This is a genomic window from Holdemania sp. 1001095H_141210_F2 (assembly GCF_015558105.1).
Classification (GTDB): Bacteria; Bacillota_I; Bacilli_A; order Erysipelotrichales; family Erysipelotrichaceae; genus Holdemania.
The window spans coordinates 1-22527 of the sequence record NZ_JADNPO010000029.1 but is presented as its reverse complement, the minus strand read 5'-3'; the positions used below and the strand labels follow the sequence as shown (position 1 = coordinate 22527).

Annotated in this window: 17 protein-coding genes; 3 read left to right on the top strand and 14 right to left on the bottom strand. The window is 51.0% G+C overall.

Features of this window, described 5'->3' with window-relative positions:
* Positions 1–20: 20 nt before the first annotated feature.
* From I2G61_RS13550 to groES, 3 genes are all read right to left on the bottom strand, one after another.
* Positions 21–1466: an MATE family efflux transporter gene (locus I2G61_RS13550; RefSeq protein ID WP_195548342.1), complete on the bottom strand. Its 1446-nt coding sequence runs from the start codon at positions 1464–1466 to the stop codon at positions 21–23.
* Positions 1467–1649: 183 nt separating this feature from the next.
* Positions 1650–3272: a chaperonin GroEL gene (groL, locus tag I2G61_RS13545; RefSeq protein WP_072685571.1), complete on the bottom strand. Its 1623-nt coding sequence runs from the start codon at positions 3270–3272 to the stop codon at positions 1650–1652.
* 29 nt (positions 3273–3301) lie between these two features.
* Complete coding sequence (gene groES, locus I2G61_RS13540) at positions 3302–3583, bottom strand: co-chaperone GroES (protein ID WP_006057763.1); 282 nt, start codon at positions 3581–3583, stop codon at positions 3302–3304.
* A gap of 326 nt (positions 3584–3909) precedes the next feature.
* Here groES and I2G61_RS13535 point away from each other — a divergent pair, with 326 nt between their 5' ends.
* On the top strand, positions 3910–4839 hold the full coding sequence (locus I2G61_RS13535; RefSeq protein ID WP_072685569.1) for an aldo/keto reductase: 930 nt from the start codon (positions 3910–3912) through the stop codon (positions 4837–4839).
* 395 nt (positions 4840–5234) lie between these two features.
* Here the strand turns inward: I2G61_RS13535 and I2G61_RS13530 are convergent, their stop codons facing one another.
* The gene (locus I2G61_RS13530) at positions 5235–5522 is read right to left on the bottom strand and encodes a TetR/AcrR family transcriptional regulator (protein WP_072685567.1); all 288 of its coding nucleotides are present in this window, start codon (positions 5520–5522) and stop codon (positions 5235–5237) included.
* 282 nt (positions 5523–5804) lie between these two features.
* Between I2G61_RS13530 and I2G61_RS13525 the strand changes: the two genes are divergently transcribed.
* On the top strand, positions 5805–6266 hold the full coding sequence (locus I2G61_RS13525) for a DUF1307 domain-containing protein (RefSeq protein WP_072685565.1): 462 nt from the start codon (positions 5805–5807) through the stop codon (positions 6264–6266).
* Between the two features lie 200 nt (positions 6267–6466).
* Here the strand turns inward: I2G61_RS13525 and I2G61_RS13520 are convergent, their stop codons facing one another.
* From I2G61_RS13520 to I2G61_RS13495, 6 genes are all read right to left on the bottom strand, one after another.
* The gene (locus I2G61_RS13520; protein WP_072685563.1) at positions 6467–8686 is read right to left on the bottom strand and encodes a CehA/McbA family metallohydrolase; all 2220 of its coding nucleotides are present in this window, start codon (positions 8684–8686) and stop codon (positions 6467–6469) included.
* A gap of 10 nt (positions 8687–8696) precedes the next feature.
* The gene (locus I2G61_RS13515) at positions 8697–9605 is read right to left on the bottom strand and encodes an ABC transporter permease (RefSeq protein ID WP_072686130.1); all 909 of its coding nucleotides are present in this window, start codon (positions 9603–9605) and stop codon (positions 8697–8699) included.
* Positions 9595–10668 (bottom strand): ABC transporter permease, encoded by a 1074-nt coding sequence (locus tag I2G61_RS13510; protein ID WP_083538655.1) that lies wholly within the window; start codon positions 10666–10668, stop codon positions 9595–9597. The genes I2G61_RS13515 and I2G61_RS13510 overlap by 11 nt, the downstream gene beginning before the upstream one ends.
* Positions 10652–12175, bottom strand: coding sequence for an ABC transporter ATP-binding protein (locus tag I2G61_RS13505; protein WP_195397777.1), 1524 nt, complete (start codon positions 12173–12175; stop codon positions 10652–10654). The genes I2G61_RS13510 and I2G61_RS13505 overlap by 17 nt, the downstream gene beginning before the upstream one ends.
* Positions 12176–12218: 43 nt before the next feature.
* Positions 12219–13307, bottom strand: coding sequence for a BMP family ABC transporter substrate-binding protein (locus I2G61_RS13500; protein ID WP_229056942.1), 1089 nt, complete (start codon positions 13305–13307; stop codon positions 12219–12221).
* A 344-nt stretch (positions 13308–13651) separates the two neighbouring features.
* A complete protein-coding gene (locus I2G61_RS13495; RefSeq protein ID WP_072685558.1) occupies positions 13652–14530 on the bottom strand; it encodes a LysR family transcriptional regulator in 879 nt (292 codons plus the stop codon).
* Positions 14531–14653: 123 nt separating this feature from the next.
* Here I2G61_RS13495 and I2G61_RS13490 point away from each other — a divergent pair, with 123 nt between their 5' ends.
* Positions 14654–16978 carry an FAD-binding protein gene (locus I2G61_RS13490; RefSeq protein WP_072685556.1) on the top strand — a complete coding sequence of 775 codons (2325 nt, stop codon included), beginning with the start codon at positions 14654–14656 and terminating at the stop codon, positions 16976–16978.
* 87 nt (positions 16979–17065) lie between these two features.
* Here I2G61_RS13490 and I2G61_RS13485 read toward each other — a convergent pair whose 3' ends face one another.
* The 4 genes from I2G61_RS13485 to I2G61_RS13470 all read right to left on the bottom strand — a co-directional run bounded on the left by I2G61_RS13485 (position 17066) and on the right by I2G61_RS13470 (position 21747).
* Entirely contained in the window at positions 17066–17722 is a 657-nt protein-coding gene (locus tag I2G61_RS13485; RefSeq protein ID WP_072685554.1) for a Crp/Fnr family transcriptional regulator, read from the bottom strand.
* A 170-nt stretch (positions 17723–17892) separates the two neighbouring features.
* Positions 17893–20160, bottom strand: a complete 2268-nt coding sequence (locus I2G61_RS13480; protein WP_072685552.1) for a hypothetical protein — start codon at positions 20158–20160, stop codon at positions 17893–17895.
* 201 nt (positions 20161–20361) lie between these two features.
* Positions 20362–20874, bottom strand: a complete 513-nt coding sequence (locus I2G61_RS13475; protein WP_195397775.1) for a nitroreductase family protein — start codon at positions 20872–20874, stop codon at positions 20362–20364.
* 51 nt (positions 20875–20925) lie between these two features.
* Complete coding sequence (locus tag I2G61_RS13470; RefSeq protein ID WP_195397774.1) at positions 20926–21747, bottom strand: Cof-type HAD-IIB family hydrolase; 822 nt, start codon at positions 21745–21747, stop codon at positions 20926–20928.
* Positions 21748–22527: the final 780 nt, after the last annotated feature.

Sequence of the window (22527 nt, the reverse complement as noted above, 5' to 3'; positions counted from 1 at the left end):
TCTCCTCCGTTTTTCCCAGTTTATGCCGCTTCGCCCTTCAGCTTCATCAGCTGCCATTGGCCGCCGCGGTAGCGCATCCAGATCAAAAGCGTGCGCAGCAGCTGATCCGCAACCAGCGCGATCCAGGCGCCATACAGACCCCAATGCAGCTCGTATACCGTCAGCATCGCCAACAGCGGGCGCACGATCAGCGTCGTGACAAAGATGACCACGGCGGTGGTTTTCGTATCCCCGGCTCCGCGCAGGACGCCGGCCAGAATAAACTGCGTCGCCTGAAACGGCTGGATCAGCGCCAGAAACATCAGAATCCGCGTGCCCTGTTCGATGACTTCCGGTTCGCTGCTGTAAAGAGAGACGATCGGGCCGCCGATCACAAAGAAAACAAACGCCAGCACCAGCGAGAAGCCGATCCCGATCTGTTGACTGACCTTGCCGTAATGATGCGCCATATCAGTCCGCTTTTTTCCCAACGACTGGCCGACCAGCGACGTCGAGGATACCGCGAAGCCCTGACCGATCATAAACGACAGCGATTGAATGTTCATGCAGACATTATGTGTCGCAAACGCGACCGTGCCTAAGGAAGCGACAGTCTTGGAATACAGGATCACGCCGAAGCGCATAAACAGCTGCTCGACCATCGCCGGCAGACCGATCGCAAAGATATTGCCGAGAATTTCCCGGTCAAGATGAAACTTCTTTCGCCAGTGGAATTCAAGATATCCGCCTTTTTTCATCAGCGCCCAGCCCGCCATGAAGAACGCCGCCGTCTGGCCGATCACCGTCGCTAACGAGGCTCCGGCCACGCCCATTTTGGGGAAGCCGAGATGGCCGTAGATCAGAAGCCAGTTCAGAATGATATTGATCACATTGGCTGCGACGTTGTATTTCATCGCCGTCTTGGAATCGCCGACCCCGCGCAGCACCGCCGTGATCGTCGTGGTCAGCGCCATCAGCACAAAGCCGGCCATTTGTATTTGTAAGTAAACCGTACCATTGATCAAGCTCAGTTCATCCGTGGCCCCCATAAACCGGACCATCGTTTCCGAAAAGAGAAAGCCGACGATGGAAGCCGTAAGGGACATCACCAGCGTCAGCATGAGTGCCTGCCGCACCGCTTCATTCGCCTTCGCCGGCTGGTCCGCACCTTTATAGCGGGCAACTAACGCTGTCGCCCCGACGTTCATCGCCATGAACATTGTCATCATTAGAAATTTCGGCTGCGTCGTCAAGCCGACCGCCGTGATCGCCCATGCCCCCAGCTGTCCGACCATCATCAAATCCGCCATCGACGTCAGCTGTGTCAGCGTCAGTTCGACAAACGACGGGCCCGCGATTCGAAGCACATCCTTCATCAACAGGCCGCGCGTCAATCCCGGCGGCAGCGCCGTTTGTTTCTTTGATATTTCCAGACTCTCGCCGGCTTCCACCCGATCTAAAGCCAGCTGTCCACTTCCCCCTGTCATTGTGATTTGTCCTCCCCTTGATTGTATTTCCTATTATACCATGAAGCGCCCTTTCGGAAAACGCTTTCAGCAAGGTTGAAAGCGAATAAATCAGTTGGGAAAAAGAAAAAACAGACAGCACCGGGGGATTGTGCTGTCTGCGTGAAACACAGAGTTATGATCGTTGATGAATTCAGTTATGGCTTAGTACATGCCGCCATCCGGCATGGCTGGCGCCGCCGGAGCATTCTTTTCCGGCAATTCAGCGACCGCCGCTTCAGTTGTGATGAACAGCGCCGAGATGGATGCCGCGTTCAGCAGCGCGTTGCGGGTAACCTTGGTCGGATCTACGATACCGGCTTCAAACATATCGACCCATTCGCCCTTCTTGGCGTCGAAGCCGATATTCTTGCCTTCTGTCAGCTGACGGGAAGTGATCTGATCGCCGTCATAGCCGGCGTTTTCCGCAATCTGATACAGCGGCTTCAGAATTGCTTCAAAGACAGCGCTGATGCCCTTCTGTTCATCCGGAGTTTCGCCCTTCAGCTCGTCGCGGTATTCGCGATAGATCGAAGCCAGAGCTGCGCCGCCGCCGATGACGATCCCTTCGACAACAGCCGCCTTCGTCGCATTCAAAGCGTCTTCGATCCGCAGTTTCTTTTCCTTCATTTCGCTTTCTGTCGCAGCGCCGACCTTCACGATCGCAACGCCTGTTGTCAGCTTCGCCAGCCGTTCGTTCAGACGCTTCTTGTCGTATTCCTGCGTCGTATTTTCGATCTGCTGCTTCAGTTCTGCGATCCGCTCGTTCAGTCTTTCCTTGTTGCCTGAACCGCCGACGATCGTTGTGTCATCTTTCTTAACAACGACGCGGTTCGCATGTCCGAGATCTTCGATTTCGCCGTCTTTCAGTTCCATCGCCAGATCCTTGGCAAAATACTTCGCACCGGTGACGATCGCGATATCTTCCAGCATTGCCTTCTGATTGTCTCCGAAGCTTGGCGCCTTCGTGCAGACAACATTGAACGTGCCGCGCAGCTTGTTCAGAACCAGCGTCGCAACGACTTCCTGATCAATATCGTCAGCAATGATCAGCAGCGGCTTGTTGGTCTGGACGATCTTTTCCAATAATGGCAGGACTTCCTGAATCGTGTTGATCTTCTGATCGGTAACCAGAATATACGGATTTTCCAGCACCGCTTCGTTCTTTTCGCGGTTGGATACCATGTATGGGCTGATGAAGCCCTTGTCATACTGTAAGCCTTCGACTGTTTCCAGTTCAGTTTCAAAACCATTGGACTCGTCAACAGTGATGACGCCTTCGCGCCCGACTTTTTCCATCGCCTGCGCAATGATTTCACCGACTTCCTGAGAACCGGAAGAAATTGCGGCAACCTGAGCGATATCCTGGTTTGTTTCAACCTTATGCGTCTGTTCCAGCAGCTTGTCCGCAATGAACTTCGCCGCTTTTTCCATGCCGACTCTCATCAGCACCGGATTCGTGCCTTTTTCCACACTGCTCATGCCTTTGTGGATCATCGACTGCGCCAGCAGCGTCGCTGTCGTGGTGCCGTCGCCGGCCGTATCATTGGTCTTGGAAGCGACTTCCAGAACCAGCTTCGCGCCCATATTTTCAATCTTGTCTTCGCATTCAATTTCCTTGGCGATCGTCACGCCGTCATTGGTGATTAACGGTGAACCATAGCTTCTTTCCAGAACGACGTTGCGGCCTTTCGGACCCAGCGTAATCTTGACCGCATCGGCCAGTGTATCGACACCCTTCATCATTGCGACCCGGGCATCTTTAGAAAAACGGACTTCCTTTGCCATATTCTCATTCCTCCTTTAAATGTTTGTTGTTATTCAATAACCGCCATGATCTTGGATTCCGGAACTAATAAATATTCCTGTCCGTCGATCTTGACTTCAGTTCCGCCATACTTTTCGTAAATGACGCGGTCGTTGACTTTGACGCAGCATTCGACATGCTTGCCGTCGACCTCATGACCGTTATTGACTGCCAGAACCTTGCCTACGGTTGGTTTTTCTGTGTTTTTGTCAGTCAGGATAATCCCGCTGGCGGTTTTCTCTTCTGCCTTTTCTTTCTCTAAGAGCACAAAATCATTACATGGTCTGATCATCGTAATTCCTCCTTATCGCTCATTTTAGCACTCTTATCTTATCAGTGCTAGCACTTATTATTATAGTCTGCCAAGCTTCTTTGTCAACACTTCTTCGCGACTTTCTGCAAGAAATTCTGATTTTTTCTCTGCTTGCTTTATTTTAGCGGCAGCAATCGGCGAACCCTCGAATATTTTGACGGACAAATCCGAAATGATCGACTTTCACAAATAACGCTCGCTCGTAAAAGAGCTGAAGACCCTTGCCGCAGAAAACGATCATCGGGCATATATCAAAGAAGGCGGCAGTGGATATGGTATAATAAGGAAAAATCAGGAGGTTTAGCATGCTGAAAAGAAAATTTGGAAAAACCGGGATGGAGGTTTCCGCCGTGGGAATGGGAACCTGGAACATTGGCAATCAATGGGGCGCACTGGATGATCAACAGGTTTACGAAACGATTCAGGCCGCCTATGCAAGCGGGATTACGGTCTTTGATACCGCCGATGCTTACGGCATACCCGGCGGTTGTTCAGAAGAACGGCTCGGCCGGGCATTGGAGGGAATCCGCGAAAACGTCGTTCTGATCTCAAAATTCGGCAACTGGGCGAAGCGCTTCGGCGGCGCGATGCAGTTCACCTGCGCCGATATCGTGATCGAAGCCTGCCACGCCTCGCTGTTTCGCCTGCGGACAGACTATCTCGACATTGCGCTGTGTCATCTCAACGATTTACAACCGGCGGAAGTCGAGCCATGGCTGGAAGGGTTTGAGGAGCTAAAACGACGGGGACTGGTGCGTCATTACGGCATATCGACCGATCATCTGGACGTGCTGAAGGAATTCAACCGGCGCGGCAGCTGCGAGGTCGTCGAGCTGGATTATTCGCTGATCAACAAGACGCCGGAAACTAACGGAATGCTGGACTACTGTCTGGAAAACAACATCGGCGTGCTCGTGCGCGGACCGCTGGCGCAGGGGATTTTATCCGGGCACTATACCCGTGATACGCATTTCACCGATACCATCCGCATGCCGTTTAATGAAGGCGGCAGCGCACGGGAAGTCTATCTTCAGAAAATGGACCGGCTGGACCGTGTGCGCGAAGTGGCGGGCAAAGAGAATCTGGTTCAGACCAGCCTGCGCTATATCCTTTCTCATCCGGTTAGCCCGGTTGTCATTCCCGGGGCGAAATCGCCGGATCAGGCTAAGGCTAACGCCAAAGCCGGCAGCGCTTGTCTGGACGACGAACTGTACGCCAGGCTGAAAGCGTGCTGACTTCTTCCATAAATCAGCGTTCAACCCGTCGGCGCATGCCAGCGGGTTTTTGTTTGAGGGCGTTTCTCCTGCGCATGCTTCTTAATATCCTTTCTGATCCAGCCTCTTCCCTGCCTTGCCGCTTCAACTGAATTCATATTCTTAACGAAGTTGAAATTTCCACAGACAAGCCCTGAGCCCCTACGGTCATTGGCCTGAGGTCTGCCCTTGTTTAACCCGAAACTTTAACCGCTCAGCGCTTAAACTGAAATCAACGATCCGCAAACAGGCATGCCTGCAGCCTGACTCTATGGGATTCTGTTTTTTGTCGGGATTGGGTTTCTTTTATCCGCGGCGATTAAGAAACCCGCCGCCCGCGGTTGATTTCTGCAAATTACAATTCATCAGCCGGAAACTCAACTGGTAATAAAAAGCGGCGGACCGGCAGGGATTATCCCGCTGCGGTCTGCACCGTTTTCGTTTCTGTTTTCATTTTTTGATCTTCGGCAAAAAGATTCGGTTCTATAAATTTTGGTGCTGGCGGAAACCAATGCCTTTTTAACGTAATAATAAAGCGGACCACGGGTCATTCCGGCTTCCTTACCGATCGCCTCCAGATTGGTTCCGGCATACCCGTAACGGGAAAAGTGTTCCCTGGCGATCGTCATAATTTTTTGCCTGGTCTGTTTTTCTGCGTTTCCCATAGTGATTCCCCTTTATGCGTTTAACATATCACTTTGCGGCGCTGCCTGAGCTCGAGTAAGCTGGCGGACCGATGATTCTTGTTTTTTATTGAAATCCATTAATGAAAACTTCATTCATTCGCTGAACATGTACGGATTTCTATTTTGGAATACAAAAATTTCTATTTATCGTTTATAATACAGGAAGCAGTAGTCCGCGCCGATCTGATTCAGGGACTTGCCAAAGGCAAGCGATCGGTGGGGAAACTGTAAGATTGCGGAATTCCGCTTCATGGAGGAAAAATGAAAAAGATTATTACGCCCCTTCTCGCCTGCTTACTGATCGCAGGCTGTTCCAGCGCACCAAAAACGAAGACCGAGACGGCTTCCTGCAGCTATACGCAGGAAGGCTTAATGACGGCTACCTATGATCTGACGGCTGAAAACAACGATATTACCGTTCTTTCTTTAAAGATGATCTACGATAAATCAATGTTCGGCGACATTGACTTTACAACGATCACGGAAGAAGAAAAAACACAGATGATCGACGCCATCCTTACCCAGTCCGGCATCACGGAAGACATGAAGGGCGTCACAACCAAGGTTGAAATCGAAGACACGATCATCGCTACGATTGAAATGAACCTGAAGGAAGCGGATCCGGATACGTTAAAGAATCTGGGATTTGATTTCTCCAACACGGACATGAGCTTTGACAAGGTTGTTCAGGATATGAAGGACCAGGGCTTCGATTGCAAATAAACCTATAAACTGAAAATCAAAATAAAGATGAGAAAGTTTCTTCCTTGGGAGAAACTTTTCTCTTCTTTTTTCTTTTTCAACGTAAATAAAAAGAGCAGGACGGTTGACTGAACCGAACTGCTCGTTTTTGGTTTGTTTCGTATTTTATCTGTGATCGCTCTAAATCCAGCTTGTTATTCAGCGTAAAACGAAACCGCAATTTAACCGCGGGTAACCCAGATCGGCGAACACCATGCGCAGTGATCGTCGATCTGCTCGACGCGCAGATAGTAGAAATCTTCTTCGCCGCGTTCGCTGTCTTCCAAGGTGAAGTCCACTGCCTGACCGCAGTTTTCCTTCTCAACGAGAACTTCGTTGTTCTTGATGATCTGCACTTTGCGAATCTCGTTGACCGCCAGCACGCTGACGTCCAGCTTCACCGCTTCCCCGGCCGGAATCATGATTTCTTCACCCATGTGGTGACTGCCGATCTTCAGCGAGGCCAGAATCCGGGCGCCGCTGGTGCCGTAAGTGAAGCGGTTGTAGATCGCGTTCCAGACGTTTTCACTGGTCAGCGTCGGAACGAAGGCGCCCAAGATTCCGCCTTCGACGCCATGCTCCATCTGGTGCGAGTCAGAACCTGCGATAAAGCCCAGGTGATAGCCACGAGCCAGCGCGTCCTGAGCGCAGTGGCGTTCAAATTTCATGATATTCTTCGTGTACTTCGACTGGTTTTCAAATTTCTCATAGTCGGCGTGGCGCGAGAAGATTTCAACGACGCGCTGGACTTCCGGATCATGGTAATCCCAGTCCGTCGCCGCGGATACCAGACCCCAGTTGGCTGCCGGATGATGCGGAATGCACTGGCCGCCGTCCTTCTTGATGCTCGCGAACAGCACCGTCGGGTTGTTGCCTTCCGGATCGGTGCTGCGGTACAGGCCGCCGGTGCTGGACGGGTAGTAGACGTTCTTGTGCCCGAAATCATGCTTGTATTCGTTGGACGTCCATTCATAGGCCAACAGCACGGCGAAGTTCTTTTCCCCATTGAACAGATTGCGCGTCGTGCGGTTCCATTCCCATTCGGAATCCGTCGCGATATCCGGATAATCGTCGTGGTCGGTCAGCGCGCAGAAATCCATGTTGGCGTCCTTGATCGCGTAGTGATAATATTGATCAATCTCGCCCAGCGCGTCGGACAGATTGGACTGGCCGTGGATATCGCCGAAGGTCAGCATCAGGTTCTCATAACCGTTCTTCTTCAGCCAGGCCGCGACTTCTTCCGCGCTGCGGCTGTCCAGCGCTTTTTCCGCCGGGATCGGCTGCACGAACTGATCGATCTTCTTTTCAATCTCTAAATCATAGAACTGCGGCAAAACGTCCAGCGCGACTTCGTTGTAGACGATCGACGCGTAACGGTGCATGTGGCCGTTTTTGTTGCCGAACTGCCAGATATAATGCAGAACATTGCTTTCATCCAGCGCAATATGCGGACGCACGGCGCACTGGCTGTCGTTGTAGGTGATGACGACCGGTTCCGACCAGACGCCTTCTAAATCACGCACGCGCACAATCGCGTTGTATTTGCCCCAGGTGTAGGTGACCACCGTATAGCCCTGAGCGTTCGCTGTGATGTCGATGTTGTTGTACCAGTTGCGGTTTTCCGTCAGTACCGCGTAATGGGACGTGACAACTTGGCCGTCTTTTACTTCCACGTCGATTACGTTGTTGCTGAAATAACAGTGCTTGCCGTTTTCATACCAGGCGATCGTGACCTTCTGGCCGACCCGGGTCATGACCGGATGCGTGCTGTAAATCGCCGTCTGATTCAGCTTGACTTCCTCGCTCCACTGCCCGTCGATCTTGGCGCGCACGACGACGTCATAGTTCACGCCGTTATACAGATCATAAGCGACAAAGCAATGACCTTTGCCGTCATGATCGAAGCATGGACGATACGTCTTCACCGCGGTGTTGACCTTTTCCAGCGTCACCGTTTCGCCCAGCGTGGCAACGATCGTATCGCTGAAGCCGACGCCCTGACGGTTGTATACGACGACCGGATGGATTCCGTCGTCTTTAACGGAAGGATAGAACAGTGCTTCGCCCTCGTCGATCACCTGGATCGCGCCGAACACGCCGTCCTGATATTCGCGGACGCACAGCTTCCACACGCCATTCTCAAATTCCGACCAGGCGGTGATCACGCGGTCGTTGAACGTGTGCATGCTTGGCCGCAGTGCCAGGCCGCTGCCGGAGATCTGAACTTCATTGTGCGGATGATGATCAATCATCTGCGCGAACTGGATAACCTCGGTGTGATCGAGATATTTTTCCCAGACCGCAAAGACTTCGTTCTTACTGTTGACCGTGACGTCCGGGTACTGGCAGCTGCTCTGCCAGATATCCGTGATTTCAACGGACGTACTCTTGAAATGTTCCATAGTTCCTCCTTTATTCGTCTTCATATTTACCAACACCGGCAGGCGGCTGAATGTTCTTGACGCCAAACGCCAGAACCAGCAGGGTGACGATGTACGGGATCATTTGGACCAGCTGCGACGGAATGCCGTAGCCCTGAACATAAATCTGAACCGCATCGCACAGCGCGAACAATGAACCGCACAACAGAACGTTCAGCGGATTGTAGCGCGACAGGATCGCGATCGCGATCGCGATGTAGCCGCGGCTGGCGGACATATCGCGCACGAACATATTCAGGCTGTCGATCGACAAATACGCCCCGGCCAGGCCGGCCAGCGCACCGCAGACCAACACGCCGATATACTTCATCCGCCGGACGGGAATGCCCATACTGCTGGCAGCCTTCGGATTTTCACCGACCATCCGCAAGCGCAGACCAAACGGCGTTTTAAATAAGATGAACCAGCTGGCGACACAGACGAGAATCGTGAAGATCAGCAGCACTGACTGGCGGCTGAAAATATCGCCGAGCACCGGCACGTCCTTTAAGAACGTCAGCTTGGTGTTGACGGAAGCGACGGCTTCGGAATTGCCCTTGTTGCCCCAGATAATCTGCATCAGCAGCGTGGACGCCGCCGTGGCTAACAGGTTCAGGCCGATACCGCTGATGACCTGATTGACCTTATAGCGGATGCACAGAAGGCCGTGGCACAATCCGAAGATCATGCCGCCCAAGATCCCGCACAACAGACCGATCCAGGCGTTGCCGGAATAGAACGAACCGACGGCAGCCGTAAACGCGCCGGTCAGAATCATACTTTCAAGGCCCAGCGCCATGATGCCGCTGCGCACGGAATACACGCCGCCCAGCGCCGCCAGAATCAGCGGAATGGACATGGAGAACATCGTGCTCAGAATGCCTGTGATATTATTCAGCATAGCTGCGTCCTCCCTTCTTTGGTTTGCGGTCCGCGCCGATCAAGGCCCGGATCAGAAGCGGCGCGGAAACAAAGATAACGACTAACGCCTGAATGACGCTGACAAACTCCGTCGGAATCTGGCTCATCATATTCAGATACATCGCACCGGTTTTTAAGGCGCCGAAAATGATGCCTGCCAAAATGATACCTAACGGTGAATCGCTGGCCAGCGCTGCGACGGAGATCCCGCTGAAGCCATATCCCGGTGAAAAACCGCTGATAAACCGCTTGCCGACGCTGGTCACATGCACCGCGCCGCACAGACCGGCCAACGCACCGCTGAACAGCATCGCTTTCATCATGACGCCGCCGACCTTGATGCCGGCCGTTTCCGCAGCCTTCATGTTCAAGCCGACCGCCCGGATTTCATAACCAAAGCGAGTCTTTTCCAATACAAACTTGACGATCAGAGCCGCGAGCACCGCGATCACAATCGCCCAGGTCAGCTGATAACCGGGAATCAGTTTGCCTAACAGCGCGCCGTCGACGATTTTCTCGGTCTGCGCGACCGCGCCCTCAGCTTTTAATGGATAATTGACTAAATAATCGCAGAAATTCACGATGATGAAATTGGTCATCGTCGTCGTAATGACTTCGTTGGAGCCAAAACGGACTTTCAGAAAGCCGATCAGCGCACCGGCCAGACCACCGCCGATCACACCGCTCAACAAGGCCAGTACAAGATGCAGAATGCCCGGCAGCGGCAGCGGCGTCATGCCGACTAAAGCGGCAACCATCGCACCGGTCACCATCTGCCCTTCGACGCCGAGGTTGATCAGCGTGGCTTTCTTGCCGACCATAAACGCCAGACCGGTAAAAATCAGCGGCGTCGCCTGGATCAGGGTGTTAGTGAAGGAACGCACAGACCCAAGCGAACCTTCAATGATCACGGAATAGGCGAAGATCGGATCATAACCGCACAGCAGCATGATCACGCAGCTGACCAGAATCGCCAGAACGAAGGACACCAGCGAGATCACGATCGGACTGGTTTTCATCAGCCGGTTAGACAGCTTGCTCATGGTGTTCCTCCTTTCCTCCGGTCATCAACAGGCCCAGCGACAGCTCGTCGGTATCCTCGGCCTGCTGAACGCTGACGATCCGGCCGTCGTAAATCACGGCGATCCGGTCGGACAGCGAGCGGACTTCGTCGAGATCCGCTGAAATTAACAAAATTGCTTTACCTTCATCGCGCAAGCGCAGCAGCTGATGATGGATATACTCCATCGCGCCGACATCGACTCCGCGGGTCGGCTGGGCGACGATCAGCACGTCCGGGTTCTGCTTGAACACCCGGGCGATGACCACCTTCTGCTGGTTTCCGCCGGAGAGCGAGGAAACAAATTCGCGCGCGTTCGGCGTTTTGATCATGTATTCGCCGACCGCTTCCTCGGCGTAGCTCTGGATAGCTTTTTTCTGAAGCAGTCCCTGTTTGAGAAACTGCGGTTCGTCATGATAGCCTAAAATCAGATTGTCCTCAATCGACATTTCCGCGACTAAACCGCGGCTCAGGCGGTCTTCCGGAATGTGTCCGATCTTATGCTTTAAGAAGGTATGGGCATCTCCATGGATCGCTTTCGTTCCCATCGTAATCGTCCCGGAATCGGCTTTGCGCAGACCGGTCAAAACTTCGATCAGTTCGGTCTGGCCGTTGCCTTCGATTCCGGCGACCCCCAGGATTTCGCCCTTGCGGATTGACAGCGAGATGCCTTTAAGCACCTGCACGCCGCGCTCGCTCAGCTTTAAATCCTGAATCTGGAAAAACTCCTCGCCCATGTTCGTATTTTCCCGGCGCACATTCAGTTCAACATCGCGGCCGACCATCATTTTTGCCAGATCGCTGGTCGTGACATGCTCAAGCGGCAATCCGGATTCAACCATCTTCCCATCGCGCAGAACGGAAATCCGGTCGGCAATCGCCAGTGTTTCCTTCAGCTTATGCGTGATGATAATGATCGACTTGTTATCCTTTTTCAGATTCCGCATGATGACGAACAGTTCTTCGACTTCCTGCGGCGTGAGCACGGCCGTCGGTTCGTCCAGGATTAGAATGTTGGCGCCGCGGTAGATCGCCTTGAGGATCTCGACGCGCTGCTGCTCGCCGACGGATAATTCCTGAACCTTCGCTTTGGCATTGATATTGAAGTGAAAGCGGTCGATCAGGGCTTGAATCTCCTGCTCGGCCTTCTTCTCGTCGATCAGCCAGCCTTTGCGCGGCTCGTGATTGACGATGATATTTTCAGTAACGCTCATGACCGGGGAAAGCATGAAGTGCTGATGCACCATGCCGATCCCCAGCCGGATCGCGTCTTTTGGGCTCTTGATCTTGACCGGCTTGCCGTCTACGCGGATTTCACCCTCATCCGGCATCGTCATACCGTAGAGGATTTTCATCAGCGTTGATTTGCCGGCTCCATTTTCTCCCAGCAGGGAATGAATCTCTCCCTGACCTAAAGAAAAGGAAACATGATCAACAGCTCGCACTAATGGATATTGCTTAACAATATCAATCATTTCTACACTGTTCATTGTTTCCTCCTTTTTCTTTTTACAAAATCAACTTGTTTTCAGCTTATTTTGTATACTGATTGGAAGATACCCAGCTGTCCAGTTCATCTTCTGTTTCGCAGATGACCAGCTCGCCGCTTTGAATCTTGGCTTTGATATCCGCAATCGCCGCCGCGATGTCTTCAGGAACTTCAACGTTGGAGAATTCATTGGAATAACCGACCGCTTCTTCCTTTAAGCCGCTGATCTTGACGCCTTCGGTCCATGTGCCTTCAACTAAAGCCTTGACTTCGTTGTAGACCATTTCGTTGACGTTGCGGATCGAGGTCGCCGGGATATAATCCGGTTCGATCGCATTCTGGTTTCCGCCGACGCCGAATGCATAGCGGTCAGCTTCTTTCGCAGCATTGAAGACACCCAGTCCGGAAGCTCCGGCAATGTGCTGGATGAAATCTGCGCCCTTGTTATACATCGACATTGCGATATTTTTACCTTTGTCAGAATCGTTGAAGCTGCCGACCGTCGCCGTCAGAACTTCACATTCCGGATTGACATATTTTACACCCGCTTCAAAACCAACGACGCCAGACCGCAGATTCGGATTGTCCATGCCCAGGATAACGCCGACAACGTTGTCCGCATTGGCTTTCGGCATTTCAGACAGCGTGCCTAAGCCGGCGTAAACGCCGCACAGGAATGTCTGTTCCTGCCACTTTGTGGAAACAGCGCTGACGTTCGGCAGTTCCAGAGACGAGTCGATGATCGAGAATTTCTGATCCGGATAATCCGCCTGCACCGCCGTCAGAGCATCGTTCTGATCGGTTGCCAGACCGATGATTAAATCATAGACGCCGGCATCCGCAAACTGGCGGTAACCTGCTTCAAAATCACTGGCTGATTCCGGTTCAACATACTGGAAATCAATTCCGAAATCTTCTTTGGCCTGAGACAAGCCATCATAGGACATGTCGTTGAAGTTCTTATCGCCCAGTCCCCCGGTGGACAGAACGATCGCCACTTTCACCTGCTTATTGCCGTTATTGGCTGTGCCTCCGTTGTTGTCTGTGCCGCCTTGTTTGCCGCCGTTGCCTGAGCAGGCTGCCAGCGATAAAGTCAGCAGTGCAGCGGTACAGAGAAGTCCTAACTTTTTCATCTTTTCCCTCCTGGTAAGCATAACGCTTACAAATACAGTAGTTTTATATCATGGAAAAGCCTACAAAAAAAGTGACAAATGTCACTTTTACTATATTTCATATGAATCTTCGCGTTTCTTCTGTAAGCGTTTTCTGCGCTTTGAGTTGATCCACTTCGATCGCGGCTTCGATCCCTGAAAGAACAGTCCGCAAAACCCTGTTTTTTACTTGTTTGAGAGTTTTAAAGATCAGTTTTATTCTTACACGGCAGCGTCTGAAATGCAACGTTGTTGCTTCGCTGATCCAGCGCGGCCTCCTGTATTTCCTGTTTATCCGCAAATTCACAGGGCTGCAGGGTCCGTCTTTAACCGCTGAAATTCTCTATGTAGTCGATCAGCCGCTGAATGGATGAGTTCACCGCCACATCATTGCGAAGCAGCACATGGAGCTGTACTTCTACATGCATATCCGCTAAGGGCAGCGCGACGATCCCCGGGTATTCCGTGTATTGCCAGCCAGCGTTAAAACTGACGGCAAGTCCGCTCTGAACTAATCTCATAATCAAATCCCGATCGGATGAATTCAGATAATAATCGGGAGCTTTCAGCCGGTTTTTACTGATTTCAGCATTGGTCTTCCCCGCCTGGCCGATGTCGTGACTCAGGCCGATCAAGGGATAAGGATTCAGGTCCGCGAGCCGGACTTCGTCCTGCCGCGTCAGCGGATGATCTTTCGCGGCAAGCAGAAACAGCTTGTTTTTCCTGGTATGCAAAGAATGGAAAACCGCTTCGTTGTAATTTCCCGTTGCGATCCAGACCGGGATCTCCTTTTGTTCCATGGCTTCCGCCAGCCGCTGCTTCGTAACCGAACGAACGCGAATCGCCAGATCCTGATTTTGAATGATGAAATTCGCCAGAAAATCTTTGCCAAAACCTTCCGAAAATCCGGATTGTAAGCCGATGACCAGTTCGTTTGTCCGTTTCTGCTTCAGTTTGTGGACTTCACTTAAAAAATCCTGATGAAATTGGATATAGTCTTCCGAACGTTCATACAAGGCTTCCGCGAATCGCGTCGGGACAGCGCCGGTACCCGTGACGTCAAACAGCTGCGCACCCAGCTCCTGTTCCATTTTCCGGATAATTTTCGTTAATCCTTGTCTTGATATATAGAGTGCTTCCGCGGCCTTATTCAGGCTTCCCTGCTCCACAATCGTCCGGAAATAATGTAATTGGATCACATCCATTATCCCACCCCTTTCGCTTATTGTAACACAGGAATGTAACTTTTGTTGCACCCAATGCAAACGAACGCTCCTCTCCACATCATCGCAGGCTATGATAAATTATTATCAAACGGAGGGAAAATAATGAAAAAGCAAGTTCTACGATTCAACATACTGCTTCTGATTGGCGCCTTGTTGCTTTCCGGCTGTTCGAAAACACCGGGCGGCGAAACCGGAACTCGATCGAGAACCGCGGCCGCTCAGGGATTCGGCGGCGAAGTTTCCGTCACACTGACCACTGAAAACGGCACGCTCGCCGACGTCGTGATCCAGGGAGACAAAGAAACTGAAGCGGTTGGCGGTCAGGCCATCCTGACTTTACAGAAAGCGATGAAAGAGAGTCAATCCATTGACGTGGAAGCCGTCAGCGGTGCGACCCTTACCAGCGAAGCCGTCCTCAGCGCAGCCCGTCAGGCGTGGAATACGTTAAACGGAGTCGAAACGGCAAAACCCGACGTCAAGATGAAAGCTGGAACCTATACGGCCTCGGCTCCGGGTTTCCGTTCCGCCTGGGATATCGAGGTCAGCGTTACCGTGGATGAAACACAGCTGCTTGCAGTCCAGGTCAATCCGGATTCCGCGGACACGGTCGGGATTTTCCAAAGCGCGGCCAATCTGCTTCCGCAGCGAATGGTTGAACATCAATCCGTTGCCGTCGAAGCAATCTGCGGCGCGACGGTTTCCAGCAACGCGATTAAAAGCGCCGCGAAAAAGGCCATCGTTCAGGCTTTGGAAGCGGCCGGCACCGACGCTGCGGCCATTTCCGCCTTTGAAACCATTCCGGATGAAGCGCCGGCGGCGGAGGAATTAACGACGGATATTCTGGTTGTCGGACTGGGGGCAGCCGGCACTACCGCCGCCTTGAGCGCTGCGGAAACCATGGCAGCGGAAAATCCTGAGAACGTCAGCGTACTGGCCATTGACAAGGCTGGCCGATATGGCGGAGCTTCCTCTTTGTGCTCAGGCGTCTTCGCGGTGAATCCGCCGGGTCTGGCGGACAAGTACAATGACGGAAAGGACTTCACTGACCGCGACGCGCTGTTAACGGACTGGCTGACGTATGTCGAAGGCGATGCAAAGCCGGAAATGATCGAATTACTGCTCGATCATTCCGGCGACACAATCGACTGGTTAGTTGAAGATTACGGGCTGGAACTGGAAAAACCGCAGACAGGGTTAACCGAAGGCGATTCCAATATCGTATTGTTCTCTTATGCGCCAAGCAAGGACGGCATGACCGTCAGACGGCAGCACAACATTCAGTTCTATGACAACTGTATGGCGGAATTCACGAAAATGGGCGGCAAAATCATGTTGGAAACGGAAGCTTATGATCTGATTGTGGAAAACGGCCAGGTTACCGGCGTGAAAGCGCGCAATACCGCCAACGGTCAGGAAATTCTGATTCACGCCAGGAAAGTCATTCTGGGAACCGGAGGCTTCTTATCCAATTCCGCGATGACCCAGAAATATTTATCGAACACGGTTTATCCGCTTTCCGGCAGCTGGGATATGGTCGGCATGAAGCAAAACGACGGTAAGATGATCGAATCCTCGATTGCGGAAGGCGCTGCGACCTACAATATCGGAATGTGCCCGGCTGTGCACATCATCGGTGCGGCTGGCTTTCTGAGCAATTTTGAATATCACACCTTGGAAGACAAACTGTGTATGCAGACGATGAAGCCGACAAAATGGACAGAAGGCGATCTGCCGCATTATCTGGGCGTCGCGCCGGATTCCCTGGCCGTCAACATGCAGGGTGAGCGCTTCACCAATGAAAAGCAGCTTGGCTTCAACGCCTGGGTTTCTGGCCCGAACTTCTATTCGCTTTACAGCGACACGCAGATCAGCGCCGTTGAGAAACGTGGTTTGCGCACGGCTCCGGCCTATATGACAACCGTCAATCTGGGCGCTAACGGCTGGGCTCCGGATGGTACGCCGATTCCAAACGCTCATGAAGTCATGGAGGCAGCGGTCACCGCCGGCTTTGCCTACAAAGCGGACACCGTGGAAGATTTGGCAGTTCAGTTGGGGATGGAGCCTGAAACCTTGAAACAGACCGTGGAAAAATACAATGCCGCCTGTGCCGCCGGCGTCGATGAGGAATTTGGCAAGAATGCCGAAAACCTGGATCCGTTAGCGGGGGAAGGACCCTTCTATGCAATCAAAATGGCCAATTATCCATACAGTACCTGCGCGGCGCTGGACGTTAACACAAACCTTGAGGTTCTGAAGACGGATGGTTCCGTGATGAGCGGCTTATACGCGGCCGGGCTGGATGCATCCGGCGTACTGTATTCTGAAAAGAAGCCTTACGTCACTTATGGCGGCGTCGATCAGGGCTTTGCCTTTACCTCCGGACGTCTGGCCGGCATTCACGCAGCCGCCTCGCTTATTGAAAAATAAGTAGTAACAGAATAAATTAAAACCTTCCCGCTTTGATTGTCTGAGATCCAATCTTCTCATTCAAATTCCCCTGCAGGAAGGTTTTTCTTATTCTTCGCGTTTCTTTTGTAACTTTTTCCGCTGTTCAAGCGTGATCGTCAGCGTGTTGCCTTCCTTACCGATCAGACCTTCGTTCTTGAACTGGCTCAGAAGCCGGTAAACCGTCCGGCGGGAACAGCCCATAAAGGCCGCCAGTTCTTCCCGCTTGATCTTGATCCGGATCACGTCGCCGCTGGGTTTCAGCGCGTCGCACAGCCGCAGCAGATAGTCGATCAGCTTAATGTTCATCGAATTGGTCGGATAGCGGGATTCATTGATCGCTGAATCATAAAATTGATTCGCCCAGTAACAGATCAGATATTCTTTAAACGGGCTGCAATCGGACAGCAGGATGAACAAATCTTCCCTGGTGATGCGGTAGCCGCGGCAGCGCTCATCGACTTTCAACGAACAGCAGTAACGGTGATGATCAGAATAAATTTCCATCAGACCGACAAAGCGGGCTTCATAATTGGTGACATAGGTGTAGGCGATCCCGCGCGTGTTTATGCTCTGGACGTCGAGTACCCCTTCGGTAAAGATGTAGCCGCAGGTCACCGGCGCGCCTTTTTCGATGATTGTCTCGCCCGGTTCAAAGGTGACCGGAACCAGCCGCATCCGCACCCGCTCGGGAATGGCTTCCAACACCTTTTCAAAACTAAGCATCGCGATCACCTCTTTTCGCTCTCTGGTAAAGATTATAGCGTATTTTAGCTGAGCTGAAAATATTTTCCTTGCGAAAGCTTCCGCTTTCCAAGATGAGCCAGCACGCACGATCCCTGATTTTTTATTCTTTTAACTCAAAACTTCGAAGAATGTATCTCATTCTTTTCTGCCTACTCATAAATATTAAAGCTTTCCTCGTTCACTTTCCGCAATTCCCCGGAATCCAAATCAAAAAGATAGGTAATCCACGATTCCTGCGGATATTTTATCGACTCTTCCTGCGCCCGTAACCAAAGTTTCCGCGAAGCAGGAAGATAAGCCATCTGAATGGAGGAGCTGTCCAGCTGCAATAGTTCTTCCTTTTCCTCGCCGCTGCGGTAATAGATTGTCGAATATTCCCGATATGTCGCTGAATTCATATCCTGAAACGGCTGGCTCCAATCCCATTGCGAATATTCCGCGGTGAACGCGCCGTTTTCCGTTAAAACAAAATCTCCTCCTAACGGCAGATCCTTCGCGATCAACTCCGCATGACTTCCATCAAATTCATAGATATCAAAATTATCGCCAACCATATCCTCAGCCTGCCACAATCCCAGTACAAATTGAGAGTCGGCAATCGGAAAAAGCATAAAGCTTTGTTCATTCCAGGTATTCAGCTGATCCGGCCTTGCCCGCAGCCGCAGTGTCTGATCATCAAGAGAATATTGATACAAATCACTTTCGTTAGGGGAACCTGCGGTCAGCCACAGGCAATTCTCCTTTTCATCATAAGCCAGACTGCTTACGTAAAAGCTATAATATCCCTCCGGATTCAACAGCGTGCTGTCAAACAATTTTTCTTTCTTTTGCGTAACCAGATTGAGCCGTCCGTATTCTTCCGGTGCGCTCCAGTCGGACCTTTGCACGAGAATCATCTGATCCTGATTTACGGTATAGTTGCTGACATCGTTCAGTTCCGCCGTCACTTCAAAGGTGGCGGAATTCAAAACCAGCGTTGTTGATGTCAGGAATTCTTCTTTCCGCCAGGATATATCCATAAACAACCGTCCGCCGTTGTGCTGCAGCTGGACGATTCTTCCTTCCGGATAACGTGACCGCGATAAAACATAGCGGTCTTCAATCAAACCTGTTTCCGGATTCAGCTGCTGGAGCTGTTTTCCATTGGCGCTGATCATGATCGCTTTCCCATCCACTTCCAAAGCATATCCAAGACAAGTTAACGATGCGCCGGGATCCTTGGATGAGCCCCGGGCCTCCCGCACTTCGCTGGCAAACGTAACCGGCTGGCCGATCCCCTCCATCGCCGCGTCTTCCCGACTTTGATAGTATTCGTTTTTAGCCTCAACGACGGTGAACATTTTACCGGTTTGCGGCTGGACAAGAAAAACATGATTTACGCCGTCGCCGGAATATCCCTGAATTTTTAACCAACCGCCCACTGGCGTGCAGCGTAGTTCTTCCAGACATTTCAGCGCAGCGACACTTTCCCTATCATAACCATTCTGACGGATGATCTGGCATTGCCGCGGTTCATCAAAATTACCGATTTCACGATTGGTGACGATCGTGTAAAACCCCTTCTGCGATAACGCCGGACGGGGGCGGAGGAGCGTTCCTTCATTTGTACTCTGGATCAGCTCCGCGTTTTTGCCATCATGATCCGTTGAGAAGTAATAGTTTTTCATTGATCCGTAGATTTGAAAATAGAGTTTTTCTTCATCCGCACCGATCAAATAGGCGACGGAATAATATTCACCCCACTCTCCCGGCTCCACTACAAAGGAACTTGATGTTTTATCTCCCCGGTCAATTTTAAAGTAAGTCCGCGTAGACTTCTCAATAGAATAATCCGCAGAGACAATTACGGTATGTTCAAGAATAGCTTCTACCGACATCCTGTCCGCGTCTTGTACTTCCGCGCTGAGATCGGTGATCATTTCCGCCGAATCCTCATCCACAGACTGATGCCACAGCTGATTCTCCTGAATCCAATATAGATCCTGCCCCTGCATCTGTCCTGATTCAGTCGCAATGATCTTTTTTTCCAACCGCATCTCTTTCAGATTCCAGAGATTTACGGTCATTGGATTTTTCCCATAACTGCCGGCAGTCTCTTCTTCGTTTTGTGTCCAAATGGCCAGCCGGCGGGCGTCTGGCGAAGTGATCCGCCGGATCTTCCCTGACGGCATCTGAGCGTCTTCAAAGAAATCCCATTGCCTCAGCGACTGATCTGAAAAATTCCAGATCATAATCTGGTTCTGATCAAAGTCCGGCATGTAATAATTTTCCCCGACGATGACCGCCTGCGTATCCACCTGACTCAGCCATTTTTCATTCGAACCTTTCGCCGGATCGGCGTGACAACCAGTCAAGCTCATGAAGCCGGCAAGCAAACAAAAGCCAAAGACAAACCTTCGTAATTCTCTGAATTTCATACATATTCTCCCACTTCAATTTTATAAATCCTATCCATTGCTTTTCTTGATTGTATTATAGCATGACGTCAGGTTTACAACAATAGACCCATAAAAAAGATCAACTTTTATCCCAAAGATAAAAAAACATCCAAAGAAATGCTTTGAATGTCTTCTAACAAAATGAATGCGGCGAAAATGAAAGCAAGCGGACACAATCCGTCAGAGATACCGCACTGTCTGATCCAGCGGCTTGCGCTGCTCATGTTGGCGGGATGGCCGGCAGTCGGCGCCGGGATAGCCAAAGGGAAGCAGGCAATACGGCTCAACGCTTTCCGGCAGGGCCAGCGTCTGCTTTACCTTTTCCGTGTCGAACCAACAAACCCAGGTGCTGCCAATTCCCAGCTCCTGCATCTGCAGCATCATGTGTGCGGCAACGATTGACGCGTCCATTTCCGCTGAACTGCGGCCGTTGAACGGATTAACCCAGGCTTCGCTCTGATCCGCGCAAATGATCAGTACCTGCGGTGCGTCAAAGGTCATTGCCGTGATCGCTCTGAGCTTCGCTAACAGGACTTCGCTGCGGACGACGTAAATCCGCTGCGGCTGCAGGTTTTTCGCGGTTGGCGCTAACCGGCCTGTTTCCAAAATTTGATCTAAGACGGCCTGCTCAACCGGCCGGCTGTCGAAACGGCGGACGGAATACCGCTGGGCCGCTAATTGTGAAAACTTCATCCTCATTCCTCCCTTTTTTCCTTTTTTATTATTCCGTCAGGAAAACCAATCTTAAAGCAACGATTCCAACAGCTTGGCAACACCTTCCTGAGCGTTGGTGTCCGCGATCAGATCCGCCTGGGCTTTCAACGCGGAAGACGCGTTGCCCATTGCCGCTTTGATGCCGCAGACATTAAACATTTCAATATCATTCAGACTGTCACCGACACCGAGCACCTGTTCCAACGGAATTCCCAGCTGAGCCGCTGCCGCCCGGATCGCCGTGCCTTTATCATTTTGATTTGAAGTAATCTCCAAATTGGTTTTCGCGTAACTGTAAACTTTAATATCCGGGATCGGCGCAAGCAGACGGTTAAGCTTTTTAATCTTAAATCCGCCCAGCGCGATGATTTTATATACCGGCTCTTTCGACCTCTGGATCTGCCGCAGCGGCTGCGTCCAGGAACAGACTACAATTTGTTCCCCAGGCGGATTATGCCGCGTAACCTTCTGATAATCGGGACGAATTAAATTCAGCGAATTCCCATAGACATGATGAAACGTTTTCGCCTGCATCCACACATGCTCACGCTGAAGCAGCCGCAGAATCTCCAAGGCCGTTTCCTGTGAAATCGGGGTTCCCTGCGCCACGCCTTGAATGCTGCGGTAATTGCCGACATAACCGATCGCATCTACGCGCGGATCGATTGACGCCGCCACCCCTTTTGCGAACAAATAGGGTCGCCCGGTCACCAGCACGACTTCCATCCCCGAATCCAGACATCCCTTAATGGCTTTCCGGCTGCGCTCACTGATCTCTTTGCGGGGCGTAAACAGTGTGCCATCTAAGTCCAGACAGATCATCCGGACTGAACCTCTCGCTAAATGTACCATGGATTTCCTCCTGAAATTTATCCTCATTATACCGTATTTTCAATGAGTTCGAATAGCGTCCTTTTTGAATCATCAAAAGGGACAGGCTTAATTGAAGAAACAACGAAAGATAAACGAAGATTGGATGACCAGCGATTAAGCAAAGTATTAAGCGCTAATCCACATTCAGATTGCATGAATTTCTTTTTCTTGTTGATCAACATTTCCTTTTTTACCCAGAGCGTGTTTAAAAGTTAAATTCATATTTTTTCTTCGTTAAACTCACTTTGGAATAGATATCGGACTTTTATCTTAAGTTTATTTGACAGACATTTCATGAAAGAAATTGTAACATCGCCAATGATATAAAAAGTTCTTGAAATAACTCAAGAATGGCATATACTATAAGTGTAGGGACGCTTGAGAAAGCGATACCCGTCAGACACTATCTCTTATTTGAGAAGTGGTGGACAGATAAGTGCCGGTTACTTTTGGTGGAGTTTGCGGCACTTTTTCGTATTATAGAAGTAGGAATAAAGTATCCTACTCGAAATAGAATTAGATTAGATGAGTATAAAATATTGAAATTGAGAAGAAATCATGCAAGTGATGTTCAGTTAATCTTAGTATCTCATCAAGGGTATCAGAAGTTAGGATATAATATTCTTAGCTTCTTTTCTTTTGTGGGCCAACCTAAGTTGAGAAGCTCATAGAGAAGAAATGGCTTGGCACTTTTTGGAACAATCTAGTTCGTAAAAGAAAATGCCATTCTTCCTATTCAAATTCATAAGCTTGTTTAAA